The sequence below is a fragment of the Streptomyces sp. NPDC086549 genome (genome assembly GCF_044746205.1).
Classification (GTDB): domain Bacteria; phylum Actinomycetota; class Actinomycetes; order Streptomycetales; family Streptomycetaceae; genus Streptomyces.
Genome location: NZ_JBIVBS010000020.1, coordinates 99,238 through 121,551, shown reverse-complemented (window position 1 = coordinate 121,551; position 22,314 = coordinate 99,238). Strand labels below are relative to the sequence as shown.

24 protein-coding genes and 4 pseudogenes are annotated in these 22,314 nt (G+C 69.2%); 12 read left to right on the top strand and 16 right to left on the bottom strand.

What is annotated here, in order from left to right; translation table 11 throughout:
- Positions 1-81: 81 nt before the first annotated feature.
- The 4 genes from ACIPSA_RS42315 to ACIPSA_RS42300 form a co-directional block, all read right to left on the bottom strand.
- Positions 82-906: a carbohydrate ABC transporter permease gene (locus ACIPSA_RS42315; RefSeq protein ID WP_402645207.1), complete on the bottom strand. Its 825-nt coding sequence runs from the start codon at positions 904-906 to the stop codon at positions 82-84.
- On the bottom strand, positions 903-1,883 hold the full coding sequence (locus ACIPSA_RS42310) for a carbohydrate ABC transporter permease (RefSeq protein ID WP_402645205.1): 981 nt from the start codon (positions 1,881-1,883) through the stop codon (positions 903-905). The genes ACIPSA_RS42315 and ACIPSA_RS42310 overlap by 4 nt, the downstream gene beginning before the upstream one ends.
- Positions 1,884-1,902: 19 nt before the next feature.
- Positions 1,903-3,150, bottom strand: coding sequence for an extracellular solute-binding protein (locus ACIPSA_RS42305; RefSeq protein WP_402645203.1), 1,248 nt, complete (start codon positions 3,148-3,150; stop codon positions 1,903-1,905).
- Between the two features lie 135 nt (positions 3,151-3,285).
- Positions 3,286-4,299 (bottom strand): LacI family DNA-binding transcriptional regulator, encoded by a 1,014-nt coding sequence (locus ACIPSA_RS42300; protein ID WP_402645201.1) that lies wholly within the window; start codon positions 4,297-4,299, stop codon positions 3,286-3,288.
- 408 nt (positions 4,300-4,707) lie between these two features.
- Here ACIPSA_RS42300 and ACIPSA_RS42295 point away from each other — a divergent pair.
- From ACIPSA_RS42295 to ACIPSA_RS42285, 3 genes and pseudogenes are all read left to right on the top strand, one after another.
- A pseudogene (locus ACIPSA_RS42295) lies at positions 4,708-5,850 on the top strand (LamG-like jellyroll fold domain-containing protein); the annotation flags it as partial.
- A 153-nt stretch (positions 5,851-6,003) separates the two neighbouring features.
- Positions 6,004-6,165, top strand: a pseudogene (locus ACIPSA_RS42290) (Tn3 family transposase); the annotation flags it as partial.
- A 13-nt stretch (positions 6,166-6,178) separates the two neighbouring features.
- Positions 6,179-6,493, top strand: coding sequence for a Tn3 family transposase (locus tag ACIPSA_RS42285; protein WP_402645313.1), 315 nt, complete (start codon positions 6,179-6,181; stop codon positions 6,491-6,493).
- A 156-nt stretch (positions 6,494-6,649) separates the two neighbouring features.
- Here ACIPSA_RS42285 and ACIPSA_RS42280 read toward each other — a convergent pair whose 3' ends face one another.
- On the bottom strand, positions 6,650-7,084 hold the full coding sequence (locus ACIPSA_RS42280; protein ID WP_402645310.1) for a MarR family winged helix-turn-helix transcriptional regulator: 435 nt from the start codon (positions 7,082-7,084) through the stop codon (positions 6,650-6,652).
- Between the two features lie 68 nt (positions 7,085-7,152).
- Here ACIPSA_RS42280 and ACIPSA_RS42275 point away from each other — a divergent pair, with 68 nt between their 5' ends.
- The 4 genes from ACIPSA_RS42275 (at position 7,153) to ACIPSA_RS42260 (ending at position 10,194) form a co-directional block, all read left to right on the top strand.
- Positions 7,153-7,941 carry an oxidoreductase gene (locus ACIPSA_RS42275; RefSeq protein ID WP_402645198.1) on the top strand — a complete coding sequence of 263 codons (789 nt, stop codon included), beginning with the start codon at positions 7,153-7,155 and terminating at the stop codon, positions 7,939-7,941.
- A 72-nt stretch (positions 7,942-8,013) separates the two neighbouring features.
- On the top strand, positions 8,014-8,469 hold the full coding sequence (locus tag ACIPSA_RS42270) for an SRPBCC family protein (RefSeq protein ID WP_402645195.1): 456 nt from the start codon (positions 8,014-8,016) through the stop codon (positions 8,467-8,469).
- 93 nt (positions 8,470-8,562) lie between these two features.
- Positions 8,563-9,453 carry an MBL fold metallo-hydrolase gene (locus ACIPSA_RS42265; protein ID WP_402645192.1) on the top strand — a complete coding sequence of 297 codons (891 nt, stop codon included), beginning with the start codon at positions 8,563-8,565 and terminating at the stop codon, positions 9,451-9,453.
- 216 nt (positions 9,454-9,669) lie between these two features.
- The gene (locus ACIPSA_RS42260; RefSeq protein WP_402645190.1) at positions 9,670-10,194 is read left to right on the top strand and encodes a hypothetical protein; all 525 of its coding nucleotides are present in this window, start codon (positions 9,670-9,672) and stop codon (positions 10,192-10,194) included.
- Here ACIPSA_RS42260 and ACIPSA_RS42255 read toward each other — a convergent pair.
- From ACIPSA_RS42255 to ACIPSA_RS42240, 4 genes and pseudogenes are all read right to left on the bottom strand, one after another.
- On the bottom strand, positions 10,106-11,020 hold the full coding sequence (locus ACIPSA_RS42255) for an ATP-binding protein (protein ID WP_402645307.1): 915 nt from the start codon (positions 11,018-11,020) through the stop codon (positions 10,106-10,108). The genes ACIPSA_RS42260 and ACIPSA_RS42255 overlap by 89 nt on opposite strands.
- A gap of 52 nt (positions 11,021-11,072) precedes the next feature.
- A complete protein-coding gene (locus ACIPSA_RS42250; protein WP_402645187.1) occupies positions 11,073-11,750 on the bottom strand; it encodes a response regulator in 678 nt (225 codons plus the stop codon).
- 12 nt (positions 11,751-11,762) lie between these two features.
- A complete protein-coding gene (locus ACIPSA_RS42245; protein ID WP_402645185.1) occupies positions 11,763-12,551 on the bottom strand; it encodes a hypothetical protein in 789 nt (262 codons plus the stop codon).
- A pseudogene (locus ACIPSA_RS42240) lies at positions 12,548-12,676 on the bottom strand (IS5/IS1182 family transposase); the annotation flags it as partial. The pseudogene ACIPSA_RS42240 and the gene ACIPSA_RS42245, both read right to left, overlap by 4 nt.
- 118 nt (positions 12,677-12,794) lie before the next feature.
- Between ACIPSA_RS42240 and ACIPSA_RS42235 the strand changes: the two are divergent.
- The 3 genes and pseudogenes from ACIPSA_RS42235 to ACIPSA_RS42225 all read left to right on the top strand — a co-directional run.
- Positions 12,795-13,194, top strand: a pseudogene (locus ACIPSA_RS42235) (helix-turn-helix domain-containing protein); the annotation flags it as partial.
- Between the two features lie 99 nt (positions 13,195-13,293).
- A complete protein-coding gene (locus ACIPSA_RS42230; protein WP_402645305.1) occupies positions 13,294-14,514 on the top strand; it encodes an NAD(P)/FAD-dependent oxidoreductase in 1,221 nt (406 codons plus the stop codon).
- 10 nt (positions 14,515-14,524) lie between these two features.
- Positions 14,525-15,463 carry a sigma-70 family RNA polymerase sigma factor gene (locus tag ACIPSA_RS42225; protein WP_402645183.1) on the top strand — a complete coding sequence of 313 codons (939 nt, stop codon included), beginning with the start codon at positions 14,525-14,527 and terminating at the stop codon, positions 15,461-15,463.
- Here the strand turns inward: ACIPSA_RS42225 and ACIPSA_RS42220 are convergent.
- Together ACIPSA_RS42220 and ACIPSA_RS42215 are read right to left on the bottom strand one after the other, a co-directional pair.
- Positions 15,450-15,794 carry a hypothetical protein gene (locus tag ACIPSA_RS42220; RefSeq protein WP_402645180.1) on the bottom strand — a complete coding sequence of 115 codons (345 nt, stop codon included), beginning with the start codon at positions 15,792-15,794 and terminating at the stop codon, positions 15,450-15,452. The genes ACIPSA_RS42225 and ACIPSA_RS42220 overlap by 14 nt on opposite strands.
- Before the next feature lie 111 nt (positions 15,795-15,905).
- Positions 15,906-16,418 (bottom strand): carbonic anhydrase, encoded by a 513-nt coding sequence (locus ACIPSA_RS42215; protein WP_402645178.1) that lies wholly within the window; start codon positions 16,416-16,418, stop codon positions 15,906-15,908.
- A 172-nt stretch (positions 16,419-16,590) separates the two neighbouring features.
- Between ACIPSA_RS42215 and ACIPSA_RS42210 the strand changes: the two genes are divergently transcribed.
- A complete protein-coding gene (locus ACIPSA_RS42210; RefSeq protein ID WP_402645302.1) occupies positions 16,591-16,962 on the top strand; it encodes a tetratricopeptide repeat protein in 372 nt (123 codons plus the stop codon).
- 123 nt (positions 16,963-17,085) lie between these two features.
- Positions 17,086-17,727: a transposase family protein gene (locus ACIPSA_RS42205; RefSeq protein WP_402645175.1), complete on the top strand. Its 642-nt coding sequence runs from the start codon at positions 17,086-17,088 to the stop codon at positions 17,725-17,727.
- Here ACIPSA_RS42205 and ACIPSA_RS42200 read toward each other — a convergent pair.
- From ACIPSA_RS42200 to ACIPSA_RS42180, 5 genes are read right to left on the bottom strand one after another with little or no spacing between them, the layout of a single operon-like run.
- On the bottom strand, positions 17,709-18,119 hold the full coding sequence (locus tag ACIPSA_RS42200; protein ID WP_402645173.1) for an LLM class flavin-dependent oxidoreductase: 411 nt from the start codon (positions 18,117-18,119) through the stop codon (positions 17,709-17,711). The two genes, ACIPSA_RS42205 and ACIPSA_RS42200, sit on opposite strands and share 19 nt — an antisense overlap.
- Entirely contained in the window at positions 18,116-19,321 is a 1,206-nt protein-coding gene (locus ACIPSA_RS42195; protein ID WP_402645171.1) for a flavin-containing monooxygenase, read from the bottom strand. Before ACIPSA_RS42195 ends, ACIPSA_RS42200 begins: the two co-directional genes overlap by 4 nt.
- Complete coding sequence (locus tag ACIPSA_RS42190; RefSeq protein WP_402645169.1) at positions 19,311-20,039, bottom strand: CE1759 family FMN reductase; 729 nt, start codon at positions 20,037-20,039, stop codon at positions 19,311-19,313. The genes ACIPSA_RS42195 and ACIPSA_RS42190 overlap by 11 nt, the downstream gene beginning before the upstream one ends.
- Entirely contained in the window at positions 20,036-20,518 is a 483-nt protein-coding gene (locus ACIPSA_RS42185) for a MarR family winged helix-turn-helix transcriptional regulator (protein WP_402645166.1), read from the bottom strand. The genes ACIPSA_RS42190 and ACIPSA_RS42185 overlap by 4 nt, the downstream gene beginning before the upstream one ends.
- Positions 20,518-21,705 (bottom strand): CE1758 family FMN-dependent luciferase-like monooxygenase, encoded by a 1,188-nt coding sequence (locus tag ACIPSA_RS42180; RefSeq protein ID WP_402645163.1) that lies wholly within the window; start codon positions 21,703-21,705, stop codon positions 20,518-20,520. Before ACIPSA_RS42180 ends, ACIPSA_RS42185 begins: the two co-directional genes overlap by 1 nt.
- Between the last annotated feature and the right edge of the window lie 609 nt (positions 21,706-22,314).

The following is a 22,314-nucleotide window of genomic DNA, read 5'->3' as shown; positions in this document are numbered from 1 at the left end:
TGACTCGTTTCTGGGGCAGGGGCGACGGTCGGCTGAACACGCGGGCGGAGGCGGTTCAGCCGTCGTGGCAGGCTGGGGGGCTCAGTCCTTGACCGCGCCGGCGGTCACGCCGGCGGCGACGTAGCGCTGGGCGAGGACGAGAATCACCGCGGCCGGCAGGGAGGCGACGACGGCGGTGGCCATGATGGCGTTCCACTGCTGGTTGTTGTTGCCGATGTAGTGGTAGATGCCGAGCGTGATCGGCTCGTGGGCGCCGCCGTTCACGAGAGTGCTGGCGAAGACGAAGTCGGACCAGGACCACAGGAACGCGAACAGGGAGACGGTGACGACGGCGTTGCGGCTCATGGGCAGCACGACGGAGCGGAAGGTGCGCAGGGGACTTGCTCCGTCCATCTGCGCGGCCTGGAGCAGTTCGCCGGGGATGCCGGACATGAACGCGGTGAAGATCAGGACCGCGAAGGGCACGGCCAGGGTGGAGTCGGCGACGATCAGTCCGGGGACGGACTGGAGCAGGCCGAGCTGGAGGTAGATGGCGTAGAAGCCCATCGCCATGATGATGCCGGGGATCATCTGGGCGGCCAGCAGGACGAAGCTGAGGATGCCGCCGCCGCGTGGGCGCAGCTTGGCCAGGGCGTAGCCGGCGGGGGCGGACAGGAGCACGGTCAGCGCGACGGTGCCCAGGCCGATGACCAGGCTGGTGCCGAGGTAGGGCAATTGCTCGTCGAGGACGGTGCGGTAGCCGGTCAGGGTGCCGTGAAGCGGCAGCAGGTCGGGAGGGCTCTTGCGCATGTCCTGGTCGCGGGTGAGGGACACGTTGAGCATCCAGTACACCGGGAAGAGCATGATCGCGGTCAGCGCGATACCGATCGTGGTCTTCACCCACGTACGCCTGCGCATTCGGCTCATGACAGCGCCTGCTTCCTCTGGACGCGGACGTAGACCAGGCCGAAGGCCAGTGCGGCGACCACGAGCAGGTTGCCGACGGCGGCCCCCGGGCCGAAGGCCGGCAGGAGGTTGCCGAAGCCGAGCTGGTAGGACCAGGTTGCGAAGGTGGTCGACGAGTCTGCCGGGCCACCCTTGGTCATGATCCAGATGATGTCGAAGACCTTGAGCGTGTAGACCAGCCCCAGGAGCAAGGTGATCGCGGACACCGGCCGCAGCAGCGGGAAGGTGATGCTCCAGAACCGGCGCCAGGCACCCGCCCCGTCGAGGGCGGCGGCCTCGTACAGGCCGGCCGGGATGGACTGCAGGCCGCTGTAGAGCACGACCAGGTTGAAGGGCACGCCGATCCAGATGTTCGCGATGATCACCGAAAGCAGAGACCAGGACGGTGAGGTCAGCCAGTTCACCGGTCCGATACCGACGGCGTGCAGGGCGGCGTTGACGATTCCGGAGTCGCTGTTGAGCATCCACGACCAGGTGGAGGCCGACACGATCAGGGGCAGCAGCCAGGGGACGAGGAACAGGGCGCGCAGGGTGGCGGAGAGCCGGAAGTGCTGGTTGAAGAAGACGGCGAGGGCGAGCCCGATGGCGTACTGGAAGAGCAGGCAGACGGCGGTGAAGACCGCGGTGTGCAGCAGGGCCGGGGCGAAGGTCGGGTTGTCGAAGACCGCGCGGTAGTTGGCCAGGCCGGTGAACGGGGCGTCGCCCTGGACGAAGGAGCGGACGGTGTAGTTGCGCAGGCTCAGGTCGAGGTTGCGGTAGAGCGGATAGGCGTAGAAGAGGGCGAGGTAGAGCGTCACCGGTGCCAGGAATCCCCAGGCGGCCCACTGGCTGGAGGCGGGCCGACGCTTCCTGCCGCTGACCGGGGGCGGGGCGGTGGCGGCAGCCCCGTTCCGGACGCGCTCGGACCGGTGGTCCGGGAACTTTGTCGTGTGGTTCATCAACGGCCTTGTGGTCGGGCTACTTGGCAGCAGACTGGGCCTCGGACAGCGCGTCCTTGGGCGACTTGGAGCCGCTCAGGGCGGACTGGACGGCTTTCCACAACTGCTCGGAGATCTTGGGGTACTTGGTGCCCAGGTCGTCGCTGGTGCGCCCCTTGGCCGCCTTGACCGCCTCGACCCACGGCTTCAGTTCGGCGGTCGCGGCCACCTGCTTGTCCTGGACGTCACTGGTGGGCGCCACGTAGGACAGCGTCGTGTCGGTGTTGTAGAGGTTGTCGGTGCTGGTCAGGCAGGTCACCAGCTTCTGGGAAGTGGCGTAGCGGCCGGAGTCCTTCTGGACCGGGACGGTCACGAACTCGCCGCCGGTCGGGGCCGCCGCGTTGCCGCCCATTGCCGCCGGGACGGGCAGTACCCCGTAGTCGAAACCCGCCTTCTTGGCGTTGGCCAGCTGCCAGGTGCCGTTCTCGCTGAACGCGTAGTCACCGCTCGCGAACTCCTGCCAGCTGGTGGTCTGGGTGTTGTTGAGGACCGAGTTGGGGGCGTAGCCGTTCTTCAGCCAGTCCTTCCACAGGGTCAGCGCGGACCCGGCCTGGGAGGAGTCCAGTTCGGTCAGCTTCGCGCCCGCCCCCCAGAACCAGGGCAGGAACTGGAAGCTGCCCTCTTCCGTGCCGATCGCGGAGAACGTGATGCCCTTTTTGCCCGCCTTCTTGACCTTCGCCAGTGCCGCCGTCAGTGACGTCCAGTCCTTGACCGAGGTGATGTCCACGCCGGCCGCCTTCAGGACCTTCTTGTTGTAATACAGGGCGAGGGTGTTGGCGCCGATGGGCGTGCCATACGTCTTGCCGCCCGACTGTCCGGCCGCCAACAGGTTCGGGTCGACCTTCGAGGTGTCCAGCTTGTTGTCGTCCGTCGTCGTGAGTACGCCCGCCTCGGCCAGGGTGGACACCACCGGGTTGTCGACGATGAGGACGTCCGGCGAGTTGCCCTGCTGTGCCGCCAGCAGCGTCTTGTTTCCCAGGTCGCTGGTGTCGAAACCGGTCCGCTTGATCTTCACCCGGGCCTTGGTGCCGCACTGGTCGAGCAGCTTCGCCCAGGCCGAGGTCTTGTCGAACTGCGGGTAGGGGTCCCAGATGGTGTACGTACCGCCGCCGGCGCCCTTGGTGTCGGTGCTGTCGGAGCCGGAGGAGCAGGCGGTGGCGGTGACGGCCACGGCGAGCGCGGTCACGGCCGCGGCGGTCAGAAGGCGCTGTCTGGAGGAGCTGTTCATCACGAGGGTTCCTTTGTTCTGGACATGCGGGTGCCGAGGGCACGGGGTGGTGAGGAGACGCGGGCACGGCGGACGGCGTCGTCGAGCGGTCCGGGTGTCCGGTGAAGTGAGGAGACGAGAACTACGCGGGTGCGGTCAGGAGGCCGAAGCGGGTCCGGTGCTGGCGCGGAGCGAGATCGGCGGCGCGAGGAGACGGTGCCGGGGCGGCGCGTCGGGCTGGTCGAGCCGCTCCACCAGCAGGTCGACGGCGCGCCGACCCATCTCCTCCGCCGGTACGTCGGCCGCGGTCAGCTGCGGGGTCACCGTCTCCGCCCACCGGGCGGCCACGACGCCCGTGACGGAGAAGTCGCGCGGCACATGGCGGCCCGCCTCGGCGAGCCCCCGGTACAGACCGCCCAGGGCGGCCTCGTTCAGAGTGACCAGGGCGGTGGTGGCGGGGTCGTCGTGGAGGATCTGTTCCAGGCAGGCCTGGCCCGAGGCAGCGTCGTCCCCGCAGCAGTAGGTACGTACGGCCAGCCCGCGTTCGGCGGCGGCTTTGGTGAAGCCGTCCAGGCCTCGCTGGGCGGACTCGTATCCGGCCCGCAGCAACTGCGCGGGCCGGTTGACGAAGGCGACTCTGCGGTGGCCGAGGTCCGCCAGGTGGTGGACGCAGGCCGCGGCGAGCGCGGTGTGGTCCAGGCCGACCCACCAGCCGCCCTCGGGGTGGGCGGTGCGGCCGATGGCGACGAAGGGGAAGCCGAGGTCGGCCAGGTGGTCGACCCGGTCGTCCTCCAGTCTGATCTCCATGAGGATGGCGCCGTCGACGCGCCGCTCCCCCAGCAGTCGCTGGAACGAGCGGTCTCTGTCCACGCCGCTCGGGGAGAGCAGGACGTCGTAGTCGTGGGCGGCGGCGGCCTCCACCACGCTGCCGATGAAGTCCAGCTGCATCCCGGTGTAGTGGTTGCCGGCCGGCGGGAAGACCAGGCCGATGGTGCTGGTGCGGCCGTTGGCCAGGGCGCGGGCACTGGCGTTGGGGCGGTAGCCCAGCTCGTCGATGACCTCCTGGATCTTCCGGCGTGTGTCGTCCGAAACAGGGCGCTTGCCGCTCAGCGCGTACGACACGGTGCTCCGCGAGACACCAGCCCGCCGTGCGATCTCACCGATGTTCACGGGTGGCTCCTAGGTCGAACCGGTTCGGATTTCTCAGCAGCCAGAGTGCCTGCCGGCCCTGAGGGTCTGGGGTGAAACGGAGAGCGAGGGCCAGTTGTCGAACCGGTTCGCGTGAAGTGAAGGTAGGAATTGCCCCAACGCCTGTCAACACCCCTGACCGTACTTTCCCGACCCGCAATATGGCCACTGGAACCTTGCGTCGAAGGGATTGCTGGCCAAGGGCCCCAGTGCTAGCTTCCCCGAACCGGTTCGATGAAGTGATCCTTCCGACAGTCAGGCCCCCCGACTCCGCCTCCTCAGGGCGGGCGAGCCCCCACACCCACAGATCAGACGCTCCCCGCTTCTCCCTGTCGGCCACAAAATCGAACCGGTTCGAGTACGCTGACACAAGGATTGAGGACGCAATCCATGCCATCCGCAGAAAGATCCGCCCGTCGCCGGGCCCCGGCCGCCGTGGCGCTGGCGCTCGGCGCGGGCCTGCCGGCCGTACCGGCCGTCCCCGCGCAGGCAGCCGACCTGCCGCAGCCCACCGCCCACTACACCTTCGACCAGGACGACCCCGCCTCCGGCAGGATCACCGACAGCTCCGGCAACGGCCTGACGGCGACCCTGGTGAACGGCTCGACCGCACAGCCCGTTGCGGGCACGGACGGCGGCAAGGCGCTGGCCCTGCCCGGCGGATCGCCCACCTCCGACGGCGCGTATGTCCGTCTGCCCCGCGAAGTGCTCGACGGGGCAACCGACTTGACGGTCTCCGCCCGGGTGAAGTGGAGCGGCGACAAGTCGTCCTGGCAACGGATCTTCGACCTGGGCACCGACACCACGAAGTACCTCTTCACCACCCCGTCCAACGGCGGAGTGCTGCGCACCGCCGTGACCACCGGCGGAGGAGGCGCGGAGGCCCAGGTCTCAGGCTACGGGGCCCTGCCCGCCGACGGATGGCGGACGGTCACCGTCACCCTCGACACCACCGCCCACCGGGTCACCACCTACCTCGACGGCGTGGCGGTCTCCTCCACCGCGACAACGGTCAAAGCCAAGGACCTGCTGGACAGCTCGGCCACGGCGGCCGGTTGCATCGGCAAGTCGTTCTACCAGGACCCGCTGCTCAAGGGCGCGGTCGACGACTTCGCGGTCTGGCACTCGGCGCTCACCGCCGAGCAGGTCGCCAGCACGGTCGGAACTCTCCCCACCCTCGATCAGCTCTCGCAGACGTCCTTCGAGGTCCGTACGACGACCGGGACCGCCCCGTCCCTGCCCGCCTCGGTGCGCTCCACCTTCTCCGACGGCTACGACCGCGACACACCGATCGCCTGGGACGCCGTACCGGCCGAGAAGTACGCCCGGCCGGGCACGTTCACCGTGGCCGGAACAGCGGCCGGGCAAGCCGCGCAGGCGACCGTCACCGTGGTCCGCGAGGGAGCGCTCACCGTCGACCTCGCCTCGGACACCGGCAAGTTCCACGGCGGCGCCTCCGGCACCCTCTACGGCGTGTACGGACCGGATGTCCCGACCAACAACCTCACCGAGGGCATGGGCCTGCGCACGGTCGAGGCTGCCCCTTTGGAGTGGGCACCCTGAGAATGGATCTTGATGGTCCAGGGAGGGATGTCCAGGTGGGACGCAAGCCCGTATCCGGAGGAGTTCAGGAAGGACGCCGTTGCGTTCTACCGCGCCTCGGCCGGGAAGCGGACGTATGCGGCGGTGGCCGCGGATCTCGGCAGGCTGTCGCGCGACGGGTGCCCGACCGGCCTGGGCGACGTCTTCGCCCACTACGGGCGGATCTTCAAGACCCTGCACCTGCTGCAGTTCGTCTCCGACGACGGCTACCGGCGCATGATCGGCAAGCAGCTCAACATCACCGAGGCCCGCCACCGCCCTGGCCCGGCGGATCTTCTTCGGCCAGCGCGGCGAACTGCGCCAGCACTACCGCGAGAGCATGGAGGACCAGCTCGGCGCGCTCGGCCTGGCCCTGAACGCCGTGGAGCTGTGGAACAGCCTCTACCTGGACCGCGCCGCCAAGCAGCTCGCGGCCGACGGCTTCCCCGTGACCGACGACCTGCTCGCGCGCCTGTCGCCGCTCCAGTTCGACCACATCAACTTCCTGGGCCGCAACGCGTTCTTCCGCCCCGCGCAGGCGGGGTACCGCCCCCTTCGCGAGCCATCGACGGACGGAGAGGACGGCGAGGCGTAGCGCCCGCCCGCCGCACGCGGTCACGCCCTGCCATCGGCGCTCGGCGGCAGGGCTGCTCCATCCCAGGCCCAGGCCATCTGGCGCCCTCACGCGCTCACAGGTATCCGAGCAAGCCCCTCGCACACCCGTCCGTGCGCGTTCCGCTGTCCGACGCCGTCAGGCCCGGAGGACTTCATCGCGGAAAAGGGCCCGCTTGAGCAAACCCTGCAGCGCGTCCTGCTCGTCCTGCGTCAGGCCGGCGAACAGGGGTTCCTCGGTCAGGACCTTCAGTAGCCGTTCCCGCAGTTCGGTGCCCTCCGGCGTCAGGACAAGCTGCTTGGCCCGGCGGTCGGTGGGGTGGGGACGGCGCTCTATCAGCCGCAGGCTCTCCAGCTTGTCGATCACGACGGTGGCATTGGAGGGTTCGCAGCTCATCCGCCCGGCCAGCTCGCGCATGGTCATCGGACCGGTCATCTCGCGCAGGGCCGAGGCCTGCGCGACGGTCAGACCGAGTCCGGCCACCCATTCACGCATGCGCGCATTGCTCTGCATGTCCAGGTCGTGGACCAGCTTGCCCAGCTCCCACTGCGCTTCCGCCTGCGCCTCCGTCATCGTCATGGGCTCCAGACTAACAAACTGCTTCAACCCATGATAGATATAACTTGAAGCATTAAAGTCATATGCACCGGAGGAGCCTCAACCTCACGGGCAAGACCGCCGTCGTCACCGGCGCCAGCCGGGGCATCGGACTGGCCACCGTCCGCACCCTGATCGACGAAGGCGTCCGCGTCGTGGGCGCCGCCCGCACCATCACGCCCGAGCTGAAGGAAACCGGCGCCCACGCCGTGCCGGCGGACCTGAGCACCGCGGAAGGCGTCGCCGCCCTCATCGACGGCGCGCTGACCGAACTGGGCGGCATCGACCTGCTGGTGAACAACGTGGGCGGCGGGGACGAGGCCGTCATGGGCTTCCTCGACGCCGACGACACCCAGTGGACCCGCATGTTCGACATCAACGTGCTCGCCACCGTCCGCGCCACGCGCGCCGCCCTGCCCAGCCTGATCGAGCGTCGCGGGGCGATCGTCAACATCTCCTCCACCGTCGCCCGGATGCCCCTGGGCGTCCCGGCCAGCTACAGCGCCGTCAAGGCGGCGGTCACCGCGCTCGGCAAGTCCCTGGCCGAGGAGTTCGGCCCCCAGGGCGTGCGCGTGAACACCGTCTCCCCCGGCCTGGTCCGCACCACCGTCTACGAGAACCCCAACGGCCCGGTCGCCCAGCTGGCCGCGGCAGCGGGCGTCAGCCTCGCCGACTTCGTCCAGCAGATCGCGAAGTCCCAGAACATCACGACCGGCCGCATGAGCGAAGCCGAGGAGGTCGCGGCCCTGGTCGCGTTCCTGCTGTCCGACGTGGCCGGCAACATCACCGGCGCCGACTACGTCATCGACGGCGGCACCATCAAGACGGTCTGAACCAGCCGTCAAGCCCGCCGCGGCGGCAGACAGAATCCAGCACCTCAACCCACAAACACGGAGGTCAGACCCATGGCTCACATCGTCGTCGCGTCCGCCGAGCGCACCATTGACGCCCCCGCGGACGAGGTCTACCGGTACCTGGCAGACACGCAGCTTCACTCCCGGTTCCTGCCGCCCCCCTTCTACGACTTCCACGTCGAGGAGAGCGGCGTGGGCACGGTCGGCGCCGTCCGATTCAAGATCGACTTTGCTGGAGGCGTCCGGGAGCTGCGGATGCAGGTCACCGAGCCGGAGCCGGGCCGAACCCTGGTCCATACCGACACAGGCGACTCCGGCCTCGTCACGACGTTCACCGTGACTCCGCACGGCGAACAGGCGCTGGTGAACATCACCTCCAGCTTTGACGGCGAGAGCGGCGTCGCCGGCTTCGTCGAGCGGATCATCGCGCCGCGCAGGCTGCACCGCGTCTACGGCAAGGAACTCGCCCGCCTCGGCGCGCACGCCCGCGAGCAGCGCGTCGGTTAGCAGCGGCACGTCGGCTCGAACGGGGCCCACGGCCTCACCACTTGCCGGACGGCCTGCACCAGTTATCAGTTATCAAGGAACAGGAGTTCAACCATGAAAATGCTTACCTTCAAGACCACGACCCACACGGCAAAGCCTGCCCGTATCGGCGCGCCGATCAGCGCGGCGGCCATGGAGTCCGTGATCGACGAGCCAGGGCCGGTCGAGGTCAAGACGATCGGCGCGGACTGGGAGGCCCCCATCACGGGGCTGCTCAACATCAAGCACCCGAAGGCCGTTGCGGCGGGGATCACCGACCACAAGGAGCCGATCAAAATCTACGCCCACGTCGTGCGGCACCCCACGCAGGGTTTCTTCCTGGTGGACACGGGCGTTTCACGGCGGCTGGTGGAGGACCCCGTGGGCGTGGGAGTCGGAATGATGCTGAGGAAATACGGCGGCATCGAGAAGATGCACCCACAGCAGAGCACCGTGGAGATCATCGAAGCGGAGGGAGTTCCCCTGAACGGGGTCTTCATGACCCATCTCCACCTCGATCATGTCTCCGGGCTCCCGGACGTTCCCAAGGACGTCCCCATCTACACCGGCGCCAACGAGGCGGAGGCGTCGCTCTTCCTGAACCTGTTCGCCCAGGGAACGAACAACCACCTCCTGGCCGGACGGCCGCCGCTCGAGGAACTCCAGTTCACGAAGGATCCGGGCGGAAGGCTCGAAGGCGTCAACGACGTATTCGGCGACGGCTCGTTCTTCGCGATCCTCACCCCCGGGCACACCACCGGACACGTCTCCTACCTCGCCCGCACCGCGGCGGGTCCGGTGCTCATGACCGGTGACGTCAGCCACACGCGCTGGGGCTGGGACAACAGCGTCGAGCCCGGAACCTACCTGCAGGAGCGCGAACCCAGCATCAAGAGCCTGCTCGCTCTGAAGGCGCTCAGCGAGCGCCACCCGAACATGATCGTGAGACTGGGTCACCAGGAGTAGGCAGTGCGGCCTGCGCGGCCGACAGCAACCGAGGCCGAGCCCCCCTGGCTGACGAGTGGCGGGGGCCGGCAGCGGTCTGCCGTTAGGCCCTACTCGCCGTCGACTTTCTCCGCAAGCGCATACTCCTCACGCCCTGACCCGGCAGCGTCACAAGATCAGCGCCAGAGCCCGTTATTCCCCAGGTCCTCGCCCCAGTGCGGGTCTAGGTTGGCGAGCATGACCATGCGCGGGTGGAGCTATCGCTATGTCGGGCCGGCCGAGTTGAGGAATCTCGTCCGACCGGACGGCGAGGGGCAGAGCATGCGTTCGCAGGCGGACTTCGACGAGTGGGTCTCGGCTCGGATGGTGGAGGAGTTGGCCGAGCCCTTCACCTTCGTTGTCGATCGGGCCGGGGTCCTGCGTCTCGCGCCGCGTCACAGTGAGCACGTGGTGTGTGCTGGTGGAGAAGCGGTCCTGGGTGCCGGCGAGATCGGCTTCCGCGAGGAGTCCTGGCGGTGGGTGGTCGACGAGGTCAGCAATCAGTCGACCGGCTACTGCCCGGACGTCAGCTCGTGGTCGGCCGTAGTCGAGGCCCTGGACCAGGCCGGGATCGTTTGCCCGTCCGGTTTCACGCACGAGGTGGTGTTCCGCCGCTGCCTCTCCTGCCAGCAGCTCAACATCGTGCGTGAGGAGCACTTCGTCTGCGTCTTCTGTGACGAGGCCCTGCCGCGGGAGTGGAACGTCGACCAGCCCGGACGCTAGGCGGTCGGCGGCTTGTCGGTCGGGTTCTTGGGCCGCTTGTTCGGCCGGCAGCTGGTCCGTTCATGATGACCTGGTGACTGGTGTTGATCAGCCGGTCCAGGAGCGAATCGTCGACGACGGGGTTGGGGAACAGCGGATACCAGTCGCTGGGAGCCCGGTTGCTGGTGATGATCAGGGACCGGCCCTGCCGCTCGCTGACCAGCTCATAAAGGTCGTCGGCCTGGGCCGCGGTGAGCTGCCGCATCGCGAAGTCGTCGAGGATGAGCACGTCGGGGCGGATCAGCCCGCGGATTCGCTCGTCCCAGGTGCGGTCCGCGTGGCCGCCTGCCAGCTCGGCCAGAATTCGGCTGGTCTTGGTGAAGCGGACGTTGGCGCCCTGGCGGACGGCCAGATGTCCGAGAGCCTGGGCGACGTGTGTCTTTCCGACCCCGACGGGACCGAACAAGATCCCCGATTCGCCTGCGTGGAGCCAGCGCAGGGCGGCCAGGTCGCGGATCTGGGCCGCGGGCAGTTTCGGGGAGGCCGTGAAGTCGAACTCTTCCAGGGTGACCTGTTGCTCGAACTTGGCCTTCTGCAGGCGTCGTTGGTGCAGGCGGCCTCCAGCCTGGTGTCGCCGTACTTCTTCCGGAGGCCAAGGATTCTGGGCGGCGCGGAGCCGGTAGAGCACGTTGATCTCCAGGAGCTGGTCGATTACCTCCCGGCAGGCGTCGCCGACCTCGGATGCCTGGGTCCGACACCAGATCCTCGACCTCCTCCGCGCGGACAGCAGCTTCCAGCCCGTCGCCCCTTGGGCCTGACGGCCGAGCCCACCGCGACAGGACCGCATGGTCCAAGGCATGCGCCAGGCGTCCTCGTCGTGTTGTAGTCGTCGGTCCCGGTCACTCTGCCAGCAGCAGACCCGGCTCATGGGCGAGGATCGCGGCTTGGACGCGGTTGGCGCAGGATAGCTTGGCCAGGATGTTCCGTACATGCGTCTTGATCGTGCCCTCCCCCAGGTAAAGCCTTCTGCCGACCTCGGCGTTGGACAGACCGAGACCGACCAGCACGAGAACCTCCCGTTCGCGTGCCGTCAGCAAGTCCACCAGCCGGCGCGCCTCGGCGCTCCGCCGGGCATGCGTGACCACGTAGTCCTCGATGAGGCTGCGGGTGATACGCGGAGAGAGGATCGCCTCGCCGCCCGCAGCAACACGTACCGCCTGGATGAGCTCTTGCGGTCCGGTGTCTTTGAGTACGAAGCCCGCCGCTCCCGCGCTGAGCGCGCGGGTGATGTACTCGTCTTCGCCGAACGTGGTCAGCATGACGACCCGCCCTGACGGAGCCTGGCCGGCCAGTTGCTCCGCGGAGGTGAGGCCATCCATGCCCGGCATCCGGATGTCCATCAGCACCACGTCGACGCGATGACGGACCGCGAGGTCGACCGCCTCCGCGCCGTCAGTGGCCTCAGCGACCACGTCGATGTCGTCGGCGTGCCCCAGGACGAGACGCAGGCCCGCACGCAGGAGTGCCTCGTCGTCGGCCAGCAGGACTCTGATGCGTCCGGTCGAGTGCTCGGTCATACTCGTCGCCTCCTATGGGCCTTCGAGACCGTCGCCGCGGCCGATCTCGAAGCGGTCCACGCTGATCAGCCTGTCCTGGACGAAGCAGTACCGCAGGACACGGGCCTGACGTTGGTTCGGCCATTCCTGCGCGTACAGACAGCCGCGGGCTGACGGCGGGGGCGACGACTCGACGGATCGTGCGGCCAGCCGTGCCAGTGCGTCGTCCGGGCCGATGATGCGGCCTACTTCCTCGCGGGTCATGCCGACGGCCACGGCATCCGTGGGCGGCTTGTCCACGTTGCTCCGGTACTCGGACGAGTACCAAGGCAGAGCAGCCGCTATGACGGCGACCAGCACCGCGATGCCGACCAGGCAGACGGCGAGCACGGCGGAGGTGGCCTGGCGCTCCCAGAGGCCGAACTGCGTCCACGGCACAGTGGTACGAGGCGCGGCGGTCGACGGTGCGCTGTCCTCCGCGGCTGTCTCGTCCTTCCGAACCTGCTTGTCCTGCCGGGCACGCCGGGTGTCCGGTCCGGGTCCGGTCGGCTCGCGCAGAGGCAGCTCGGCTGTCATCCGGAAGCCTCCGTCCAGCGTGGGTCCGGTGGAGAAGCCACCGGCGAGCAGGGTCACGCGCTCCCGCACTCCGACGAGGCCCAGCCGCGTACCGGCCGAGCGCGAGGTCTCGCCGGGAGCCGCTTGTGTGCTCCTTGTGTTGAGGATGTTCACACGGACGTTGTCCGGACCGCGCTCGACCACGACCGAGGCGGCCGCGCCGGGGGCGTGCCGGTGCACGTTAGAGGGCCCGGCAGTAGGCGTCACTTGAGCCTCTTGGTGGTCGGGCGACCGTCCCAGCGGTAGAGCGGGGTGGCGCGGCGGATCAGCATGCGGAGCGTGACGATCGTGGCGGACAGGTAGAGGTAGAAGTCGACTGCCTGGCCGCGCTTTGTCCCCGCAGCCCATCTCGGCGACGGCTGAATGCTGGCTTTCTGGCGGCGGATCAAAGTGACCTACTTGGTGATCTTCGTCTGACTCTGGTCTTGCTGATCAAGGTCAGGAGGGAAGGTGTTCCTCGTTGAGGACTGGGCAGAGATCCGCTGGCTGCACCGGGCCGAGCAGATGCCGATCAGGGCGATCGCACGGCATCTGGGCATCTCGAAGAACACCGTCAAGCGTGCCCTGGCGAGCGATCGGCCGCCGCAGTACCGGCGGCCGGCCAGCGGCTCGGCTGTCGACGCGGTGGAGGTGCAGATCCGTGAACTGCTGCGGGAGACCCCGACGATGCCCGCGACGGCGATCGGCCGAGCGGATCGGCTGGGAGGGAGGTATGACGATCCTCAAGGACCGGATCCGGGAACTTCGGCCTGCCTGTCTTCCCGTCGATCCAATCTCGCGCACGGTCTATCGGCCCGGTGAGCTGGCCCAGTGCGACCTGTGGTTTCCGGACGTGGACATCCCCCTGGGCTCTCGTTCTAGTTCGGTGACCCGCGTCACATCCGGCTCCTGTCAGCAATCGGGGCGCCGTCTCGTTCAAGGAGCACGCGAACGAGACAGGAGCAACACCATGAAGCACCGCATCGTCGTCCTCGGCGCTGGATACGCCGGGGCCTTCGCCGCCGGAAACCTGGCCCGTCGGCTCTCCCCCGCTGACACCGTGATCACCGTCGTCAACGCCGTGCCCGACTTCGTTGAGCGGATGCGGCTCCACCAGCTCGCGATCGGCCAGGACCTCGCGTTCCGCAAGCTCGCCGACGTGTTCGCGGGCACCGGGGTGCGGCTGCGCCTGGCGCGCGTCACCGGCGTCGACCCCGGGCGCAGGACTGTCGGCGTGACCGGCGAGGACGGCGACGGCGACGGCGACGGCGACGGCGACGGCGACGGCGAACTCGCGTACGACACGCTTCTCTACGCGCTCGGCAGCTCCGTAGCCCACCACGGCGTGCCCGGCGTGGCCGAGTACGCCTTCGATGTGACCGGCCTGTCCTCGGCGCTGCGTCTGCGCGAGCGTCTGGCCGGCCTGGGCGAGGGCGGCACCGTGCTGGTCGTCGGTGAGGGGCTGACCGGCATCGAGACCGCCACCGAGTTCGCCGAGTCCCGGCCCGACCTCTCGGTCGCGCTCGCCGCCCGCGGCCAGCTGGGCGCCTGGCTCTCCGCGAAGGCCCGCCGTCACCTGCACCAGGCCTTCGACCGGCTCGGCATCACCGTCCACGAGCACACCAGCATCGAAGCCGTCGAGCCGACACGGGCGATCGCCGCCGACGCAACAACCATCCCGGCCGACGTGACCGTGTGGTCGGCCGGGTTCGCCGTGCACTCCATCGCGGCAGCGAGCGGCCTGGAGGTCGCCGAGACCGGCCAGATCGTCGTCGACCGCACCATGCGCTCGGTCTCGCACCCGGACGTCTACGCCGCCGGTGACTGCGCCTACGCGATCGGCGAGAACGGCCGGCCGCTGCCGATGTCCTGCGCCTCGGCCGGCTTCACCAACATGCAGGCGACCGCCGCGATCGTCGCGCGCCTGACGGACAGCGAGGTCCCGACCATCGGGCTGAAGTACCACGGCAACCACATCAGCCTCGGGCGGCGGGACGCGATCTTCCAAATGGTGGACGGGGACGTCCGGTCGAAGTCCTGGTACCTGGGCGGCCGGACCGCCGCGCGGCTCAAGTCGGGCGTGCTCAAGGGGGCCGGGTGGGGCATCGCCCACCCGACCTTCGGCATGCCGAAGCGCAAGCGCCGCCTGGCCACCGCGCCTGACCGGGTCGGTGTGAGGGCCGGCGCATAGGCTCCTCCGCATGGACAGCGCAGCCATCGATCGGTTCGAGGCCAGCCGGAGCCGGCTGGCCTCGCTCGCGTACCGTCTGCTCGGCTCGGCGGCCGACGCCGAGGACGCCGTGCAGGACGCATTCCTGCGCTGGCAGGCCGCGGACCAAAAACGTATCGAGGTGCCGGAGGCGTGGCTGACCAAGGTCGTCACCAATCTCTGCCTCGACCGGCTCCGCTCGGCGCAGGCGCGCCATGAGCGCGCTGTCGGAGACTGGCTGCCCGAGCCACTCCTCGAGGGCGACCCGATGCTCGGCCCTGCCGATACCTTCGAGCAGCGCGAATTGGTGTCCTTGGCCGTACTGACCCTCATGGAGCGCCTCTCGCCGGTCGAGCGGGCCGCTTACGTCCTGCGCGAGGCCTTCTCGTACCCCCACGCCGAGATCGCCGGGATCCTCGACATCACCGAGTCCGCGAGCCAGCAGCATGTCCACCGGGCCCGACGCCGGGTCGTCGCCGAGCGTCGCGGCGGCGACGAGGTGGACCCCGCGTCCGCGCGCCGGATCGTCGAGGAGTTCCTCGCCGCCGCCACGTCGGGGCGCACCGAACGGCTGGTGGCGATGCTCACTGCCGATGCCACCGCGGTCTCGGACGGAGCCGGACTGGCCAGGCGGCTGCTACGGTGCACGACGCGCGAGCGCGTCGCCTCCTACGTGCGGGCCGGCTTCAAGCCCACTCCGGCGAAGCGGCGGCTGGCCGGCGGCTCCCCCGCGTTCCACATCGCGCTGGTCAACGGCTCTCCGGCCGTCCTCGCCGTGGTCGACGACCGGGTCGTGGGCGCCGTGGCGTTCGAAGTCAGCGACGGCAAGGTCGCGTCCCTGCGCGGCATCGCCGCCGCGGACCGGCTCGCGCGCCTCAATGAGACCTGGCGGCAGCACGAACCCGACGCGCCGGTCATCAACGCATGGTGACCGGCGCCACCGGAATCCAGTGACCTGAGTCGGAGCGAGGACCGCACCCCTTCCGCCCCCGCGCTGCACAGCAGCACGGGGGCCGAGACACGTCCGTCTCCCGAACCTCGCCGTCGGCGAACTGCCGCGCGGCGGTCCGCCCGGCGCCCATCGGCGCCCGGGTGACGCCTTCGGCGGAGGCCAGCAGGGCGTCGAAGGTGTTGTCGACCATCGTCGTGATCCTGACCTCGTCCACCTCGGGCAGCGTCACCGGGTCGACAGCCGGTCCCTCCGCGACACGAGGCGCTGACCACGCCGCCTCCGCCGCCGAGTGCCCGTGATCGTCGCACATGCTAGAAAGCGCCTCCCCGCCGATACGACCGGCCAGGGAAGCAGATCCCGGTACAAGCCGCAGGCGCACGGCGGTCGCGCCGGCCGGACCGGCCGCAGGCGCCGCGCGGTGTCATGCTTCCACTCGCGCGTGCGGGACGACGACGTCGCTGAGCCCGGTGGCCACGTCGTACACGAGCCCTGAGACGAAGACTCCGGCCGGAAGCTTCTGCTTGAGGATTTCGACGTCGACGCGGACGGCGGCGACCGGGTCGGTGACCGCCTTGGCGTCCAGGTCTCCGGCCGGAACTTCGCAGTAATCGGCCAGCAGCTCGGGGAACGCGGCCAGGTCCGTGATCCCGCAGTCGGTGTGGTGCAGGACCGCATGGTGGACGTCGCCCGGGCGAGGGCCGCCCGTGCGGGCCTGGACGACTTTCGAGAGCATCTCCAGCGTCCGGAGTGTCGCGGGCGTGACCCGCCCTCCGACGTTGCGGATCACCGCTGCCTCGCCGAGCTTGAGCCCGAGCACGTCGGACGGGTCGACACGAGGGCCGACGCATCCCATGACCGTCAGACTGCCACTGGGCATGAGCTTGAGGTCGGCGAACCCGGCGTTCCGCTTGGCTAGCTCGTCCGTGTCGATCACTGTGACGGTAGGCCCTTCTTGCTCTGAGCCCAGGCCCCGGTGACACCGACGGCGACCTCCAGTTGCCGCCAATCCTGGCCCACCGCTGCCTCCCATGCCACTGGGGTGTCCAACCGGGTGAAAGGTGAGTTCCGGACGAACCCGCTCCCTTCGGGAGGGCGTCGTGCCGGTGATGGATGTGATTCACGAGGTGCAAGACCGGAAAGGCATCACAGTCCTGGCCTACGGATACGGCCACTACGGCCTCGCCGCCCGCGGTTTCGCGCAGGCATATCAGACCGACGTCGCTGCCCTGGGAGCTGAGCATCCCTCTACGTTGATCGACCGGGGCAACCGCGCCGTGATGCTGGTCCGACTTGGCGAGCTGGACGAGGCTGAAGCGGAGAACCGCGCGGTACTGGAGATCCGCACCCGGACACTCGGCTTGGAACACCCCGACACTCTCACCAGCCGCATCGACCTCGGCAGCCTCCTCAGGGGCCCACGAGGCCCTGGGCGTGATCTACGAAGTGGGTTCGTCCACCGGCGGCCGTGCGATCGGTGAGATCCGTCCCTCCTCGCGAGCCGCGGGTTCGCCGTCCCGGACCGACCCGAGGTGCGGCTGCGCACCTCGGAGGAGGTGTTCGCCTATGCCGAGGCCGAGCAGGACACGTAGCGGACCGACGGGATGGAAACCCAGGTCCGCCGCCCGAAAGCGGGCATGCCAGGCCGGCGCGCGTTCGTCTCGGGCAAGCGCAAGCACAACACCATCAAGACCACAACCGTCAGCGACGGCCACGGACGCACTCTGTGGTCCGGGGCGGAACGGCCGGGCCGGATGCACGACCAGACCTCGGTGCGCACCGAGGGCATCGCCGAGCAGTACCGCCATCACCCAGGCGTGCAGGCCGAGGTCGACGACGGCTACCGGGGCCTGGCCAACGAGTTCCCCGACCAGGTCTCCGTCCCGCCCTGGAGGCCCAAGGAACTCGACGATGACAACGGGTCGCTGACCGAGCGGTACGGCTGGCGCGAGGCCAAGTGCCGGCAGTCCTCCCGCCGGATCTGCGTCGAGCGCGCCACCGCTAACACCGCCAGTGGCGCCCACTTCCGCGGTACACCGGACGCCGCGAAACCTACGGCGAAACCCACCGCGCCGTCGCCTCCCTCGTCTCCGCCCGCGCCGCCCGCAGTACCACCCGCCGCAAGCCCAGCACCGAACTCGTGCACGTCCGCACGATGGCCTGCTGAATCACCCACCAGCCGAACCCCCGGGCCGGCACACCCCAAAATCAATCAGGGGGCAGCCCGTCAGGGCCAGAAGGTCTGAAGGAGGCGCTCGGCGCGCAGCGTGAAACCGACACGGACCATCGCTGCTCCCGCGAGGCTCGCCGAGGTCAGCGTGGTCGCCGACCCGTGCCGTACCCGAGGGCCGCCGGCGAAGGGGCGCTGCAGGCTGGTGACCTCGATCGACAGGACCGAGAGGCCCGTCTGGATCCGGACCCGGCTGGTGGTCGCGGCGATCGCACCGAGCAGGACCGTGACGCCGCTGGAGAGGAAGGCACCGGCGTGCCGTTCGCCCAGCGCGACCGCGTCGAAGCCGAACTGCTCGGCGTAGCGCGCGGAAGTCAGCGCCTGGCAGTACCGCTCGTCGGGACGGACCTCGCGCCCGGCCACCGGGTTCTTGAGGTTCAGCAGGCTGTCGAGGACTTCGCACTTCATGACTGGGCCTCGGGCTCTTCGCTGGACGCGCCCGTCGGGCCAACAAGCGACAGTGCGGTGGCCTTCCACTGCCGCAGCAGGCTGTTGACCGCCTGGCGGCCGGCGCGGTTGGAGCCGACGGTGGACTGGGACGGTCCGAAGCCGACCAGGTGCAGGCGAGGTTCGCCGGCCGCCTGGGTGCCGCGCATGGTGATCCCGCCGAGCTCGTTGCGCAGCCCCAGAGGCTCCAGGTGCGCCAGGGCGGCCTTGAATCCCGTGGCCCACAGGATGGCGTCGACAGCCGTGAACGAACCGTCCGCCTCGCGGACGCCATCGGGTTCGATGGCGGTGAACATGGGACGACGCCTCAGGACCCCGCGCTCCTTCGCCGCCAACGCGTACGGAGTCCAGGCCAGGTCGGTGTAGGAGACGACGCTGCCGGTGGGCCTGCCCGCTTCGACGTCGGCGGCGACCTTGGCGACGATCCCACGGCCGGCGACCTCGCGCTCGAACTCGCCCTCTCGGAAAACGGGTTCACGACGCGTGTACCAGAACGTGGTGGCCACCCGTGAGATCTCCTCCAGTTGCTGCAGTGCCGAGATGCCGCCGCCGACGACCGCGACCCGCAGGCCGGCGAACCGGTCGGCCGAGACGTAGTCATGGGTGTGCACCTGGATACCGGTGAAGGTCTCCTGCCCCGGGTAGTGGGGGCGGACGGGGTTGGTCCAGGTGCCGGTGGCGTTGATGACCGCCCGGGTGGTCCACGTCCCCGCGCTGGACTCCACGACCAGCTCTCCGTCGGGCCGGTCGTCCACGGTCCGTACGGAGGTGACCGTCACCGGACGCAGGATCGGCAGGTCGGTCGCCTGCTCGAAGGCGGCGAAATAGCGCGGCACCGCTGTACGACTGGGCTCGTCGGGGTCGACGGGTGGTTGCGGGAAGTCGGGCAGGTCGAAGATGCCGTTCACGGTCTCCATCCGCAGCGACTCCCAGCGGTGCCGCCACGCCCCGCCGGCCGCCGGTTCGGCATCGAGCACCACGAAGGTCCGGTCGCTGTCGGAGCCGACCGGGCCGGTCAGGGCGCTGGCGAAGCCGCGCCGCTTGAGGTGGTAGCCGGCCGAGAGCCCCGACTGTCCGCCGCCTATGACCACCACCGTCGCGCGCCGGCCTGTTCTCGCGGATCCCGCCCGTCCCCCTTCCGGGGCCCGTCCGTCAACGTACATCGGCCCGGTCACCACCTTGAGGGCGTGCGCTTCCGCCGGTGGCGAGTCGCATGAGATCGGTGGTGAAGTCGACGTCGTCCAGGGACCGTTGTGCCCGTGTGGCGTTGCCGCCGAACCGGTGGTCGTAGCCACTCCAGTTGCTGTCGGCGATCTGTCGGCCGGCTCCGCTGCGCAGCATGACGGAGAGCTCTTGTGCGGCTCGGGCGATGCGCTTGCCGAGGTCGGTCGACGCCCAGTCCTCGGGTGCGGCGTACAGGGAGGTGGGCACCGGGATGGTGCGCAGGAACCCGAACAGCGGCCGGAGCTGGTCGTCGACGACCATGGCGTGTCGTGCGCTTCCGCCCGTCGCGGCGAGGACGACCGGTTTGGCGATGAGCAGGTCGTTGTCGATCAGGTCCGCGAACGACTTGAACAGGCCGCTGATCCCCGCCTTGTAGACCGGGGTGGCGGCGATGACCGCGTCGGCCCGGGCGAGCAGCTCCATGGCCGACTGCACCTTCGGGTTGAGCACGCCGGAGACGATGCTCTGCGCGATGTCCACGGCGAGAGGACCGAGATCGAGCGGGCGCACGGTCGCTGTCGTGCCCGAGGCTACGAGGGCGTCGACGGTCTTCTGGGCTATGCGGTCGGCGAGCAGCCGGGTCGAGGACGGATCGCTGACGCCGGCGTTGACGACGGCGATCGTCACCGCGGTCGCGGCGGGGGTGAGGTCGTTCATGCGGTGTCCCTCGCGGGTGCTTTCCTGGGGTGGGCGGCGGTGGCCGGGGCGGCGGCGACCAGTGCGCGGCCGAGCTCCCGGAGCGTCTCCAGTTGTTCGCGGGTCAGGGCCCGGGTCATCGCGGTCGTGACATGCCGAGCATGTGCGCGGCCGAGGCGCCGTTGCACTTCACGGCCTTCGGCGGTGAGAACGATGCGGCAGGCGCGGGCGTCGTCGGGATCGGGCCGCCGTTCGACGAGCCCCCGCTTGTCCAGGCGGGCGACGAGCCGCGACACCCCAGCCTGGGTGAGCAGGGCGTCGTCGATCAGGTCGGTGATCCGCAAGCCGTCCCTCGCTCCGGCCAGCGCGTAGAGCACGCCGTACTCGCGCGGCGGGAAGCCACCCCAGTCGCCCTCATACTCGAACTCTCGCGCGAGGGTCGCCTGGGCCCGGAACATCGCCTCCCAGGCCTCGTTCGCCAGTCGGCTGACGCCGGCCATCAGAACGCCGCCGGGAAGCCGGCTTCGACGGCCGGGTCGCTGTCCTGGTACGGCGAGGTGCCCGACAGGTTGTCGCCTCGGTTCGGGTTCGGGCGCGGCTGACGCGGCTCGGCGTCGCCGTACTTCGCTCTGACCAGGGAAGCGTGCGTGGGGGCGTCCGGGACACCGGGCTTGCGGCGGGCCGCCATCTCCTTGCGCAGCACCGGCACCACCTCGGTGCCCAGCAGTTCGACCTGCTCCAGCGCCATGTCGACCGGCAGGCCGAGGGCGTCGACCGAGAAGAGCTGGCGCTGGTAGTCGCCGAAGCCCTCCTGGAAGGTGAGGACCTTCTCGATCACTTCCTGGGGGCTGCCGACGGTCAGCGGCGTGCCCGCCATGTAGTCCTCCAGCTTCGAGCCGCGGAAGACCGGATAGTTCTCGAAGTAGGGCCGGTAGGTGTTGACCGCGTCCTGGGAGCGCTTGGCGACGAACGCCTGGCCGCCCAATCCGACGATGGCCTGCTCGGCGGTGCCGTGGCCGTAGTGCTCATACCGTCGCCGGTAGAGCTCGACGATCGGCTTGAAGTGGAAGTTCGGGGCCAGGATGTGGTTGGCGAAGAACCCGTTGCCGTAGTACGCCGCCTGTTCGGCGGTCTCAGGGCTGCGGATCGAGCCGTGCCACACGAACGGCGGGACGTCGTCCAGCGGGCGAGGGGTGGAGGTGAAGCCCTGCAGCGGGGTGCGGAACCGTCCTTCCCAGTCGACCACGTCCTCGCGCCACAGCCGGTGGAGCAGGTTGTAGTTCTCCAGGGCGAGGGGGACACCCTGGCGGATGTCCTTGCCGAACCACGGATACACGGGCACGGTGTTCCCGCGTCCGAGCATCAGGTCCAGCCGCCCCTTGGCGACATGCTGCACCATCGCGTAGTCCTCGGCGATCTTCACCGGGTCATTGGTCGTGATCAGGGTCACCGCGGTGCTCAGGATGATCCGTTCCGTCAGCGCCGCGATGTGGGAGAGCAGCGCCGGCGGCGAGGACATCACAAACGGTGGATTGTGGTGCTCACCCAGCGCGAAAACATCAAGGCCCACCTCGTCGGCCCGCCGGGCGATCTTGATCAGGTTACCGATCCGCTCCGCCTCGCTCTGAGTGTGTCCCGTGGTCGGGTCGGGCGAGATGTCACCGACCCCGAAGATGCCGAACTGCATGCTGCGCTCCCTGCTGATACATGACTTCGCATGCAAATCAAACAACATGACTGAGCATGTATTCCCTGGGGCCGACCAGCAGCCCCGTGACCCCCGTCACAGCTCGTACGACGACTCGGGCGCCGACAGCAGGCACCGGACGGGACGGGACGGCATGGATCGGCAGCGAAACGGCGACCGGGGAGAGGGACGACGGCGGGACGGACGAAGGCTCCGCACACCGACGGCACTGCCTCGACCTGCTGATCTCTTGGGAGAGCTACCCCTCAGGCGCGGGGACTGAAGCCTCTTCCGCTCTGCTGCCGGCGAGCGCGCACCGGCGTGCCCTGGACCAAAACGCGACTACACATCCGGCGACGCCTTCGCCGCCGGATCCCGTCGCCGGGTGGGCGGCGGTATGACGTTGAGGTGCTGGTCCTCGCTGAAGGGGGTGCCCCGGTTGCGGCCGCCGCCGGAGCTGCTGCAGGGTGAGTGCGTGGGGGGCTTCGCCGGGGAAGCGCAGGTCGTACACGCGGCGGGCGACGGCCTGCTCTGTTGTGGTGGGTTCGATCATGACGGATCATGACGGCATGTCCGTCCTGGATGCGGGCGGTCAGAGGTTGGGCGGTT